General features: G+C 75.3%; 12 protein-coding genes, 1 tRNA gene and 1 pseudogene. 8 read left to right on the forward strand and 6 right to left on the reverse strand.

What is annotated here, in order from left to right:
• Positions 1 to 22: 22 nt before the first annotated feature.
• The 3 genes from ABTY15_RS05460 to ABTY15_RS05470 all read left to right on the forward strand — a co-directional run bounded on the left by ABTY15_RS05460 (position 23) and on the right by ABTY15_RS05470 (position 2756).
• A complete protein-coding gene (locus ABTY15_RS05460) occupies positions 23 to 661 on the forward strand; it encodes a pyridoxamine 5'-phosphate oxidase family protein (RefSeq protein WP_350576444.1) in 639 nt (212 codons plus the stop codon).
• Positions 658 to 1389, forward strand: coding sequence for a 4'-phosphopantetheinyl transferase family protein (locus ABTY15_RS05465; protein WP_350576447.1), 732 nt, complete (start codon positions 658 to 660; stop codon positions 1387 to 1389). The genes ABTY15_RS05460 and ABTY15_RS05465 overlap by 4 nt, the downstream gene beginning before the upstream one ends.
• Before the next feature lie 83 nt (positions 1390 to 1472).
• Positions 1473 to 2756 carry a cation:proton antiporter domain-containing protein gene (locus tag ABTY15_RS05470; protein WP_350576450.1) on the forward strand — a complete coding sequence of 428 codons (1284 nt, stop codon included), beginning with the start codon at positions 1473 to 1475 and terminating at the stop codon, positions 2754 to 2756.
• Between the two features lie 70 nt (positions 2757 to 2826).
• On the opposite strand, the gene ABTY15_RS05475 is transcribed toward ABTY15_RS05470, so the two are convergent.
• Positions 2827 to 2899, reverse strand: a tRNA-Lys gene (locus ABTY15_RS05475).
• A 48-nt stretch (positions 2900 to 2947) separates the two neighbouring features.
• Complete coding sequence (locus tag ABTY15_RS05480) at positions 2948 to 3721, reverse strand: nucleotidyltransferase domain-containing protein (protein ID WP_350576453.1); 774 nt, start codon at positions 3719 to 3721, stop codon at positions 2948 to 2950.
• A gap of 121 nt (positions 3722 to 3842) precedes the next feature.
• Here ABTY15_RS05480 and ABTY15_RS05485 point away from each other — a divergent pair, with 121 nt between their 5' ends.
• The 3 genes from ABTY15_RS05485 (at position 3843) to ABTY15_RS05495 (ending at position 6647) form a co-directional block, all read left to right on the forward strand.
• A complete protein-coding gene (locus ABTY15_RS05485) occupies positions 3843 to 5078 on the forward strand; it encodes a DNA glycosylase AlkZ-like family protein (RefSeq protein WP_350576456.1) in 1236 nt (411 codons plus the stop codon).
• A gap of 10 nt (positions 5079 to 5088) precedes the next feature.
• Positions 5089 to 5850, forward strand: coding sequence for an SDR family oxidoreductase (locus ABTY15_RS05490; protein ID WP_350576459.1), 762 nt, complete (start codon positions 5089 to 5091; stop codon positions 5848 to 5850).
• 104 nt (positions 5851 to 5954) lie between these two features.
• Positions 5955 to 6647 (forward strand): tyrosine-protein phosphatase, encoded by a 693-nt coding sequence (locus ABTY15_RS05495; protein ID WP_350576461.1) that lies wholly within the window; start codon positions 5955 to 5957, stop codon positions 6645 to 6647.
• A 17-nt stretch (positions 6648 to 6664) separates the two neighbouring features.
• On the opposite strand, the gene ABTY15_RS05500 is transcribed toward ABTY15_RS05495, so the two are convergent.
• Together ABTY15_RS05500 and ABTY15_RS05505 are read right to left on the reverse strand one after the other, a co-directional pair.
• Entirely contained in the window at positions 6665 to 7126 is a 462-nt protein-coding gene (locus ABTY15_RS05500; RefSeq protein ID WP_350576464.1) for an RICIN domain-containing protein, read from the reverse strand.
• Positions 7119 to 8330 (reverse strand): low temperature requirement protein A, encoded by a 1212-nt coding sequence (locus ABTY15_RS05505; protein ID WP_350576467.1) that lies wholly within the window; start codon positions 8328 to 8330, stop codon positions 7119 to 7121. The genes ABTY15_RS05500 and ABTY15_RS05505 overlap by 8 nt, the downstream gene beginning before the upstream one ends.
• Positions 8331 to 8448: 118 nt before the next feature.
• Between ABTY15_RS05505 and ABTY15_RS05510 the strand changes: the two genes are divergently transcribed.
• Positions 8449 to 9555, forward strand: coding sequence for a hypothetical protein (locus tag ABTY15_RS05510; RefSeq protein WP_350576470.1), 1107 nt, complete (start codon positions 8449 to 8451; stop codon positions 9553 to 9555).
• A gap of 75 nt (positions 9556 to 9630) precedes the next feature.
• On the forward strand, positions 9631 to 9966 hold the full coding sequence (locus tag ABTY15_RS05515) for a hypothetical protein (RefSeq protein ID WP_350576472.1): 336 nt from the start codon (positions 9631 to 9633) through the stop codon (positions 9964 to 9966).
• 19 nt (positions 9967 to 9985) lie between these two features.
• On the opposite strand, the gene ABTY15_RS05520 is transcribed toward ABTY15_RS05515, so the two are convergent.
• Together ABTY15_RS05520 and ABTY15_RS05525 are read right to left on the reverse strand one after the other, a co-directional pair.
• Positions 9986 to 10822 (reverse strand): TIGR02452 family protein, encoded by an 837-nt coding sequence (locus ABTY15_RS05520; protein ID WP_350576475.1) that lies wholly within the window; start codon positions 10820 to 10822, stop codon positions 9986 to 9988.
• A gap of 211 nt (positions 10823 to 11033) precedes the next feature.
• Positions 11034 to 11540, reverse strand: a pseudogene (locus ABTY15_RS05525) (DEAD/DEAH box helicase); the annotation flags it as partial.

Below are 11540 nucleotides of genomic sequence, written 5' to 3' on the forward strand. Positions count from 1 at the left end.
CGCCGGCAAGGAGGTTGATCCCGTGTCCAAGGTGTTCCCCGCGCTCGACGAAGAGCTGCGCCGCTTCATCGAGGCACAGCCGATGTTCTTCGTCGGCACCGCGCCCTCCGGCTCGGACGGCCGCGTCAACATCTCGCCCAAGGGCTACCGGGACACGTTCACCATCGTCGACGACCACACCGTCGCCTACCTCGACCTCTCCGGATCCGGCGCCGAGACCATCGCCCACCTCCGGCAGAACGGGCGCATCGTGGTGATGTTCTGCTCCTTCGACCGCCGCTCCCGGATCGTCCGGCTGCACGGCCACGGCCGGGTCGTCCGCCCGGACGAGCCCGAGTTCGCCGAGGTCGGCGCCACGTTCAACCTGGACCACCCGGGCAAGCGCGCGATCATCGTCATCGAGGTCGAGCGGATCTCCGACTCCTGCGGGTACTCCGTCCCCTACATGGAGCTGAAGGGCGAACGCCCGGTGCTCGACAAGGTCCAGGCCACGCACTCCGCCGACCAGTGGGAGCACCGGACGGCGGAGGAGAACGCCCACAGCATCGACGGACTGCCCGCGCTCGACCCCGACCACCCCAGGCCGACCCCGGGCGAGGCCGCCGCCGGAGCCGGCTGGACCCGGCTGGGCCGGGCCCTGATCCGGGGCGCCGGCGAATGACCGGCCCCGGCCAGGGCGCCCCGGCCACCCCGGCCACCCCGGGCGCCGCGGGCGGCCTCGCGGTGGCGGAGGCCGACGGCCTGGTCCGGGTGATCGAGGTGCCGGTCGGCACCGACGAGCTCCCGCTGCTGCTGGCCGTGGAGCGGGCCGGCCGGCGCCCGCTCGCGGCCGACTGGACCCAGCTGCCGGCGCACGAGCAGCGGGCCGCCGAGCGGATGGACGGCGTGCGCGGGCCGGAGTTCGTCCGCGGCCGCTCCCTGCTGCGCCGCCTGGTCGGGCAGGTGCTGCTGGACCGCCCGGGCGCGCTCGTCCCGCTGGCCCTGGAACCGGGCGGCCGCCCGTACCTGCCGGGCCTGCCGGCCGGCGTCTCGCTGTCGCACACCGAGGGCTGCACCGCCGCCGCCGTACGGCTGGCGGGCCCGGTCGGCATCGACGTCCAGCGGCCCCCCGACCCGCTCGACGACCGGCTGGTGCGCCGGGTCTGCGGCAGCTGGGCCGAGGACGTGCTGGCGCTCCCGGCCGGGCCGCGCGCGCGGGCCTTCGCCCGGGTCTGGTCGGTCCAGGAGGCCTGTGTGAAGTCGCTGGGCCGCGGCGTCCTCAGCCGGCCGTGGCGGATCCCGGTCCCGCCGGGCGCCGACACCGGGCGCTGGGACGAGGTGAGCTGGCAGTCCCTCGACCTCGCCGGGCCCGCCGCCCTCGCGGTGGCCGTCCCGGCCGCCGCCCGCTGACCGCCGAGCCACCGACCGCTCCCCCGATGACACGCTGAACCGCTGACCGCACCGCCCCTTCCGATCCTCCCAGGGAGTCGACCGTGCCCGCCTATGACCCGCTTCCGGACCTGCTGAAGGCCGTCCCGGTGGTGATCCTCACCTGCCGCGCGGGCGCCCGCCTGCTGCGCCGGGTGGGGCAACCGCCCGTCGTCGGCGAGGTGGTGGCCGGGATCGCGCTCGGCCCCTCGCTGCTCGGCTGGCTCGCACCGGGCGTCCAACACGCGCTCCTCCCGCACGCCGTCCTGCCCTTTCTCACCTCGATGGGGAACCTGGGCCTGCTCGCCTTCATGTTCCTGCTCGGGCTGGAGCTCGACCTCGGCACCGTCCGCCGCTCGCGCGGCACCGCCGTCTCGGTCAGCCTGGCCAGCCTGCTGCTCCCGCTCGCGCTCGGGGCGGCGGTGGCGGTGCCGATGTACAACGGCGTCGAGCACGGCCAGCGCAGCCAACTCGCCTTCACCCTCTTCATCGCCGTCGCGATGGGCATCACGGCGTTCCCCGTGCTGGCCCGGATCCTGACCGACCGGGGGATGCAGCACACCCCGATCGGCACGCTCGTACTGACCTGCGCCGCGGTCGACGACATCGTCGCCTGGTGCCTGCTGGCCCTCGTCGCGGCCGTGAGCACCGACTCCGACCCGCAGAAGGCGCTGCTGACGGGCGTCCTCACCGTCGCCTTCGCCGCGGCCATGATCCTGCTGGTCAAGCCGCTGCTCGCCCGGCTGGCCGCCCGCTTCGAACGACCGGCCGGCGCCGCCCTGATGGTCGTGTTCTTCAGCGGCATCTGCCTCTCCGCCCTCGCCACCGACCGCATCGGGGTGCACGCCATCTTCGGCGCCTTCCTGTTCGGCGTGGTGGCCCCGCGCGGCTACGCCCCGCTGGAGCACGCCGCGACCCAACTCCGCGCCTTCGCCGTGCCGGTCCTGCTGCCGATGTTCTTCGTCGGCACCGGCCTCAACACCGACTTCTCCAAGCTCGCCGCCGACCCGACCCTGTGGGGCTGGGCCGCCGCCCTGCTCGTCGTCGCGGTCGTCGGCAAGTGGGGCGGCAGCTCACTCGCCGCCCGCGCCACCGGCGAGTCCTGGCGGGACTCCCTCACCATCGGCGCCCTGATGAACTGCCGCGGCCTCACCGAACTCGTGGTGCTCAACGTCGGCATGCAGCTGGGCGTCATCACCCCCGAGATCTTCTCGGTGCTCGTCCTGATCACCGTCATCACCACGGCGGCGGCCGCCCCGGCCGTCGACCTGCTCCAGCGCGACCGCCGTCGCCCCCAGCCCCCCACCCCGGAGCCCGCCGCCGCCCCGCTGGCCCACCAGAACAGCTGACCCCGCTCCCCCGGCGGAGAAGCCGAACGGGCGCCCTCCCCGGGTGGGGAGGACGCCCGTTCGGCTGCGGTGGGCCACCAGGGGCTCGAACCCTGAACCTACGGATTAAAAGTCCGCAGCTCTGCCAATTGAGCTAGTGGCCCGTGGCCCTGGACCCCGGGAGATCCCGGGAGGGTAGGGCCACCGCGATCCTACCCGGTGGGGCCCAGGGCTCCGCCAGTGGATTGCAAGGGCGCGCCGGGGCCGGGCGGCGGCGCGTAGTGGGCGGCGCGGACGCGGCGGAGCCAGGATTCGGCGGGGCGCGGGTCGGGGGCGTCGGGGAGGACGCCGGGGCGGGCGAGGCGGTCGGCGGCGTCGGCGAGCAGGGTCTCCGCGACGGCGGGGCGGTCGGCGATGCGTTCGCCCAGGTCACGGACGCGCTCCGGGTCGGGCAGCCGGACCGCGTTGCGGCCGGTCCGGTGCAGCCGGACGGCCTGTTCGACCAGCCGGACCAGGTGCCGGGCGTGCTTGGCGGCCCGCCGGCGGGTGGCCGGCTCGGTGGTGTCCCGGGTCATCAGCTTGCGGAACTGCTGGTCGGCGTAACCGAGATAGGCCTTCCGCACGGCCGGGGCACTGAGGAAACTCGACCGGATCTCGACCAGTTCGGCACCGAGCGGGGTGCGCAGCTCGTACAGGTCGTCCGGCAGCCAGACCAGTTCGGAGGCGGTCGGGTTGCAGGAGAGCGCCAGCCGGCACCACTTGGCGGCCTCGTGCAGGGTGACGTCGGGCGTGGTGGAGACGTGCGACTCGGCCGGGCGGTGCAGGCCGTGCAACTCCTCGGTGGGGGTGGCGAACAGGCCGAGCCGGTCGACGTCGGAGCCGGGCCCGGCGAAGCCGTAGGCGGTGGAGCCGACGATGCCCGAGAGCAGGACGGTGCCGGGTACGGCGGGCAGTACGGCCGGCAGTACGGCGGGCGGTGCGGACATCGGGCGGTCTCCTCTCGGCCTGGCTCCGGCAGCGCGGGCGGTACCGCATCCTCGCCGGAACGGGCCGCGCCGGGCGAGCGAATTCCCGTCCGGGGCCCGTCCGGGCGCCGATACTGGCCCCATGGAGCACGATCCGCACCACGACCCCCACCGGGCGCCGGCCGGTGCCGAGAAGCTGCGGGCCTGGTGGTCGCACCGGCAGTGGCTGGACCGCCCGCACACCGGCGCGTCCGCCGCCGACGTCCTGGCGGCCACCGGCTGGGCCCGCTCGGTGGGCGGCTCGGCGCCGTACCTCGGCCTGTTCGCCCGGGCCGGGCTCGGGCGGGCCGAGGTGGACGCGGCCGTGGCCCGGCTGGAGGTGCACGAGCTGCCCGCCGCGCGCGGATGCACCTACCTGCTGCCGGCCGCCGACTTCACGCTCGGCCTGGCGGCGGGGGCGCCCGCCCCGGCGGCTGAACTGGCCGCCGCCGAGAAGCATCTCGGGGTCGGCCGGGACGAGGTGGAGAAGCTCTGCCTGGCCGTCGAGCGGGTGCTCTCCGAGGACGAGCCGCTGGACCCGACCACCATCCGCGAGCTGGTCGGCGACGCCGTCCGCCCGCTCGGCGAGGCCGGCCGCAAACGCGGCGTCGCCACCACCCTGCCGCTGGCCCTCGGGCTGATGCAGTCGCGCGGCCGGATCCGCCGGGTGCCCGTCAACGGCCGTCTGGACCAACAGCGTTACGGCTACGTCGGCTGGGACCAGCCGGTCACCGGAAGCCCCGCCGACCTCGCCCGCCGCTACTTCGCCTGGGCCGGCCCGGCCACCCTCAAGCACTTCCGCTGGTTCTCCGGGTTCACCGCCGCCACCGCCCGGCGGGCCGTCACCGAGGCCGGGATCACCCCGCTCGCGGCCGGCTCGGACCTCCTGCTCGACCCCGAACTCGCCGCCGAGTTCGCCGCGTTCGAGCCGCCCGCCGCGCCGCACCACACCCTGCTGGCCGGCATCGACGGCATCCACCTGCTGCACCGCGACCTGCCCCGGCTGCTCGACCCGGCCGACGCCGCCCGCCCGCTGCCCGCCGGGCGGGCCGGCCGCTCGTTCGGCACCGAGGCCGACCCGCAGACCCACGTCGTGCTCGACCGCGGCCGGATCGTCGGCCTCTGGGAGTACGACACCGAGCGGGCCGAGATCGTCCACCTGCCCTTCGTCCCGCCCGACGACGCGCTGCGCGCCGCGGTCGCCCGCACCGAGACCTTCATCCGCGAACAGCTCGGCGACGCACGGGGGTTCAGCCTCGACTCGCCGAAGAGCCGGGCGCCGAAGATCGCCGCGCTCCGGGCGGCGGCCGCCGGTGCGACCGGGCGCCCCACGGGGTAGCGTGCGCACCATGGCGAACACCACCCGTCCCGAGGTCCTCATCGTCACCGGCGCCGGCCGCGGCATCGGCGCCGCCACCGCGCTGCTGGCCGGGCGCCGCGGACACCACGTCTGCGTCAACTACCGTACGGACGAGGCCTCGGCCACCGCCGTGGTGGACGCGGTCCGCGCCGAGGGCGGCACCGCGATCGCGGTCCGCGCCGACGTCACCCGCACCGCCGAGGTGGAGCGGCTGTTCACCACCGTGGACGCCGAACTCGGGCCGCTCACCGGCCTGGTGAACAACGCCGGCACGCTGGAGAAGCAGTGCCGGTTGGAGGAGATCGACGAGGACCGGCTGAACCGCATCTGGGCCTCCAACATCACCGCCCCGTTCCTCTGCGCCGCCCAGGCCGTCCGCCGGATGTCCACCCGGTACGGCGGGCACGGCGGCGCCATCGTCAACGTCTCCTCGGCCGCCTCCCGGATCGGCTCGCCCAACGAGTACGTCGACTACGCGGCCGCCAAGGGCGCCGTCGACTCGATGACCCGCGGCCTCGCCCTGGAGGTCGCCGCCGAGGGCATCCGGGTCAACGCCGTCCGCCCGGGCCTCATCCACACCGACATCCACGCCCTCGGCGGCGAGCCCGGCCGGGTCGACCGGGTCGCCCCCGACCTGCCGATGCGGCGCGGCGGGCGCCCGGAGGAGGTCGCGGAGACGATCCTCTTCCTGCTCTCCCCCGCCGCCTCGTACACCACCGGCGCGTTCCTCGACGTCTCCGGCGGGCGCTGAGCGGGGCGTGCCGGCAGGCGCTGAGCCGGCCGTGCCCGCCCGACGCCGAAAGGTCCCCTCCGGTTTCCTTCCGCGGCCCGGCCGCCGCCCGTACGGTAAGGACCATGACCGACGCCTTCATCGACATCCCCGGCGTGCGCAACTTCCGTGACGCCGGCGGGATCGGCGCCCTCCGCCGGGGCGTGCTCTACCGCTCCGGCTCCTTCCACACCCTCACCCCGGAGGGCGCCCAGCGCCTCAAGGCCCTCCGGCTGCGCACCGTGATCGACCTGCGCAGCCCGTTCGAGCTGGAGGTCTGGCCCGACCTGCGGCACGGCCTCGACCACGAGACGCTGAACCTGCCGACCCTGCCCGCCAACCGCGAGGACGTCGACCGGCCCTGGCCGGAGGACCAGGCCACGCTCTACCCGTTCATGGCCGCGACCGCCGGGCCCTCACTCGCCGCCGTCATCCGCCGCCTCGCCGCCCCCGGCGCGCTGCCCGCGGTCGTCCACTGCGCCGTCGGCAAGGACCGCACCGGCCTCACCGTCGCCGTCCTCCAGTCCCTGCTCGGCGCCTCCGAGGCCGACATCGCCGCCGACTTCCTGCTCTCCAACACCGGGCTCGACCTGCTCGACGGCCCCACCCCCTACGTGGACGAGACCGGCACCGAGCGCGTCTCCCGCCCCGTCAGCGCCGAACTCCTCGCCTCCGCCCTCGGCTGGATCCACGACCACCACGGCTCCGTCCCCGCCTACCTCCGGGCGCACGGCACCACCGAAGCCGAACTCACCGCCGTCCGGGCCAACCTGAGCTGAGGGCCGCCCCGACCCCCTCAGGCCTGCCGCTCCAACCGCCACCACTGCGCCGCCGAGTCCACGTCCTCCCACTGGTGCACCGGGGCGCCCGCGGCCGTCGCATCTGGCGGCTGGACGGTGAGGGCCTTGCCGCTGATGAAGCTGGTGAGGGTGTACGTGCCGGGGGCGTCCAGGTGGTGCTCCAGCAGCCACTCCTGGGCGCCGAAGGCGTTGGCGGACCACTGCTGGATCGGGACGCCGTTGTCGGGCGAGGCGCCGGTGACGTCCAGGCGCTTGCCGCTGGCCACGTTCTCGACGTGGTAGAGCGCGCCGCCCGGGTGGACGGCGGTGAGCTGCCAGAGCTGGGCGTCGGAGCCGTCGTCCGCGCCCTGCCGGATGCGGGCGCCGCTGCGCCGGCTGCCGTCGGCGACCTCCAGCAGCAGCCCGCTGCCGACGTTGCGGATCCGGTAGCGGCCGTCGGTGATCGCGGTGTCAGTCACGGGGGCAGTCTGCCACCGGCCGCCGACGGTCCGGGGCGTCGCGGCGGGCCTCGTAGCCGAAGGTCGCGGCCAGCACGGTCACGGTGACGGCGACCTGGTCGAGGGCGGATGTCGAGGTGCCGAGCGGGACGGTCGCGGCCACCAGCAGCGCGCCGACCAGCCGGGGCAGGTTGGGCCCGAGCGCGAAGGCGCGCCGGATGCCGGTGTTGACCACCAGGTAGAGCGCGATGCCGCCGGCCAGCGCGGCGGCCTGCGGCGGGCTGATCGGGTCGCCGGGGTGGGCGACGGCGGACTTCACCCCGGCGGCGAACAGCAGGACGCCGAGCAGCAGCCCGAAGTGGCCGAGGTTGTAGACGGTGACCGCGGTCTCGTTGCGTCGGTCGGACGGCAGGGCCGCCATGTGGTGCTCGGCGCGGACGTCGTCGTCGTGCCCGAAGTACGCCCACCACAGCCCGACGCAGACGCTGAGGCTGAGCAGGGCGACGGCGACCAGCGGCAGGCTGACGTCCGTGGTGCCGGCGCCGACCCCGATGGCGATCACCGACTCGCCGAACGCGATGATCACGATCAGCCCGTGGCGTTCCACGAAGTGGTCGGCGCGCAGCCGGAACTCGGGCAGTCCGGCCAGCCGCGGGGTCACGAACTGCCACGCGAAGGCGAGGCCCCAGCAGGCGAGTTGGACGGTGCCGGTGAAGTAGCCGCCGGTCACCACGAGGGCGCCGCCGATCAGGTTGGAGCCGCCCATCCGCAGCACCGGGGCGAGCGCCGGCCCGGCGGCCGCGAACATCCCGGTGTGCACGGCGACCACCACCAGGTACGCCCAGCCGAACGCGATGCCGCTGCCCTCGAAGGCGTGCGGGATGGACAGCGAGATCACCAGGAACGCGGCCATCGCCAGCAGCAGCAGCCCACGGCGGCCGTGGGTGCTCGGCGGCATGGCGTTGGTGAGCCAGATGAAGGCGTCGTACATCCACCAGATCACGGCCAGCATCACCAGCACCTGGGTGAACCCGCCGAACGTGAGGTGGTGCACCAGGCTGCCGGTGAGCTGGGTGATGGTGAAGACGAAGACGAGGTCGAGGAAGAGTTCGAGCGGGGCCGCCTTCAGCGCGGGCTCGGCGAGTTCACCCGATTCGTCGGACGCGGCGCGCGCGGTTCGCGGTATCGCGGCGGCACGGGGGTCGAGGGCACGGAACGCGGTCACCGCGCGAGTATGCGACAAGCACCCGCCCCGGCGCCGGGGTTTCCGCTGGACGGGTACCGGCCGGACACCACCGGACCCGCCGTCAGATCCGGTCGCGCCGCCGCCTATGCTGCGGCGAATGTCCTCCGAACACACTCCCCCGCCCCGTCAGCAGCCCACCTTCCTGACGGCGGTGGCCGCACTGGAGGCGGTCGTCGCCGACCTCGACGACGAGGGCTTCGGCCCGGCACTGGGCCTGGTGGGCGGGCTGTTCGGGTCGGCCGACCCGAGCGAGGCGGCGGCGGCCGGCCCCAGGCTGGCCGCGCTGCTGCCGGACGCCCCGCCGTTCCCCCGCGCGCACCTGGCCATGGTGGTGGGCGCCTGCGTGGAGCAGGGCGCCGACCCGGTGGCCTGCTCCGGCCCGGTGCTGGCGGGCCTGCGCGGGGCGCTGACCGGCGCGCAGCGGCTGGTCGAGGGGTGGGAACGGACCGGCGGCGGCCCGCTGCCGGACCCGGAGCAGGACGACCCGGCCGAGGCGCACGAGCGGATCGCGGACCCGGCAGTGCTGGACGCGTGGCACGCGCACCTGGCCGTGGTCGCCTGGTGGACGCTGCACCTGTGGCAGCGGGCCGCCTGGGCGGTGTACGCGCACCCGGCGGTCCGGACCGAGGCGCGCGGTTCGGGGGTGACGGCCGCCCTGCTGGGGCTGATCCGCCGCTACCGCGGCGAGCAGCACGACCTCAAGGGCCTGGCCCACCTGGCGGGCATGCTCGACGACGAGCCGCTGCTGGTCCTGGACCGCCCGACCGGCACCGGCTACCTGCTGCGGATGAGCGGGCTGAGCGACACCTTCCAGCTGCACACCCTGCTCGCCGACGTGCTGATCGGCGGCGGCCACCTGCCGGGCGTCCCGCAGGACCCGCAGGTGGTGGCGCTGGCCCGTACGGAGTTCCTGGACGGCCGCCGGGTGATCGCCACCGGCGCGTTCAACCTGGTCGCCCCGGACGGCTCGTGGCTCTGGAACGAGGGGACCCCGAGCGACATCCCGGTGGTGGACGGCGTCCGCACCCTGGTGCTGGACCCGCTGCCGTACGAGCGCAGCTGGTCGGCCGGCCGGTTCATCCAGGAGATCCCGGGCGACCTGCGGCTGGAGCGGGTGCTGTCCCCGGCGGAGGCCGCGCGGCTGCTGGCCACCACGGCGCCCGCGCGGTCGGCGCAGCAGGCCTTCGGGGCGGGCCAGGCCTGAGGCCGGCCGTGGCGTTGCCCGGGTTATGGTCGGACGACGGAACACCCCCACCAGCCGCACCACCTGGAGTCGACGATGGCGAAGGTCCCGAACGTGCTCTCGGCCGCCGCGCCCGCCGCGCTGACCGCCGCGAGCGGTCTGGTCGGCGGTTACGGCGTCGCCCGCTGGAGCGGCCGTCGCGAACTGGGCGGCGCGGTGCTGGCGGTGGCCGGCGCCGGGGCGGCCGCGCAGTGGCGCCGGCAGTCCGGCACGGCCACGGCGGTGGCGCTGACCGGCCTGTACGTGGCGGCGTTCGGCGGCTCGCACCCGCTGGCGAAGCGGATCGGCGCCTGGCCGTCCGTCTTCGCCGTCACCGGCGTGGTGGCCGCGGCCTCCGCCGCCGCGACGGCGCTGTCCGCCCGCCGGGGCTGAGGCCTGGTCACACCGTCGCTCAGGACGGGTGCACCGCCGCGCCGAAGCGGGCCTCGAACGCGGCCCGGTTCGCCGAGACCGGCGTGCGGTCCCAGACCGCGAACACCACCCGCTCGAAGGCCGCCCCGTACCGGGTCAGCGCGCCCTCGAAGGCCTCGGCGACCTGGGCCGGGTCGTTGCGGAACACCCCGCAGCCCCAGGCGCCGAGCACCAGGGTGCGCAGCTCGTGCCGGGCGGCCGCCGCGAGCACCCGGACGGCCCGCTCGGCGAGCACCTCCCGGACGTCCGCACCGGCCGAACGCCGCTCCAGCTGACCGGCGTTGGGCGCGGGCGAGGTCAGGAAGGTGACCGGGTACGGCCGCGCGAGCAGGTCACCGCTGCGGTCGCGGATCACCGGCACGCCGGGCGAGACGATCACCCGGTGGCTGTACCGCAGGTCGGTGGAGGCGCGGTGCGCCTCGTAGTAGTCCGGCGCCTCCAGCAGGCAGCTGTACAGCAGCGCGCTGCGGCACAGGTCCTCCTCCTGGGCGCGGGCGCCGCGCAGGTAGCCGCCGCCGGGGTTGCGCGCGGAGGCGAAGTTGAGCACCCCGACCGGCCCGGCCCCGCCCTCGACCAGGCGCCGGGCCGCCTCGATGCTGCCCTCGGCCGTCACCTCCACCGGGCCGCGCGGCCCGGGCCCCGGCTCCCCGGCCTTCACCAGGGCGTCCAGCGCGCCCGGCGCGTAGGACACCGTACCGGCCTGGGCGGCCGTCAACTGCTCCCCCACCTGGACGAGTTGGCCACCGGCTGCCCGGTAGCTCCCCCGCTCGGCGATCTCCTCGTTCACCCGTGCCACGTCATGCAGTCTGCTACTCATGGCCGAGACGCTACGGGACTTCCACCGTCGCGCGCCACAGGTTATTCTCACTCCCAGAACAACGCCTCGGGGGGATGTCCAGGGGGGCACGGGGGACACGGGGGACACGGGGGGTCGTTCGGGGGGAAACGCCGACGGGCCCACTCCACAGCTGTGGAGCGGGCCCGTCGGGCGTCGATCAGCGGGTCACCCGGTCAGGGGTGGTCCGGCGTCAGTTCTTCCAGCGCGGCTTGCGGTCGTCGCGGTTGAAGCCGCCGCGCTCGCCGCGGTCACGGTCGAAACCGCCGGCGCGGGCGCCGCGGTCGTCCCGGCCGAAGCCGCCGGAGGCCTGCGGACGGCCGCCGGAGCGGTGGTCGTCACGGCGCGAGAACGGACGGCTGCTGCCGCCGCGCTCGTCGCGGTCCCGGCCGAAGGAGGGGCGGTCACCGAAGGAGGAGCGGACCGGACGGTCACCGAAGGAACGGCCGCCGCGGTCGTCGCGGTCGCGGTTGAAGCCGCCACGGTCGCCGCCACGGTCACGGTCGAAACCGCCGGAGCGGGCGCCACGGTCGTCGCGGTTGTTGAAGCCACCACGGTCGCGGTTGAAGCCGCCACGGTCGCCGCCACGGTCACGGTCGAAGCCACCGGAGCGGGCGCCACGGTCGTCGCGGTTGTTGAAGCCACCACGGTCGCGGTTGAAGCCGCCACGGTCGCCGCCACGGTCACGGTCGAAGCCACC

It is taken from the genome of Kitasatospora sp. NPDC097643, assembly GCF_040302625.1.
GTDB lineage: Bacteria > Actinomycetota > Actinomycetes > Streptomycetales > Streptomycetaceae > Kitasatospora.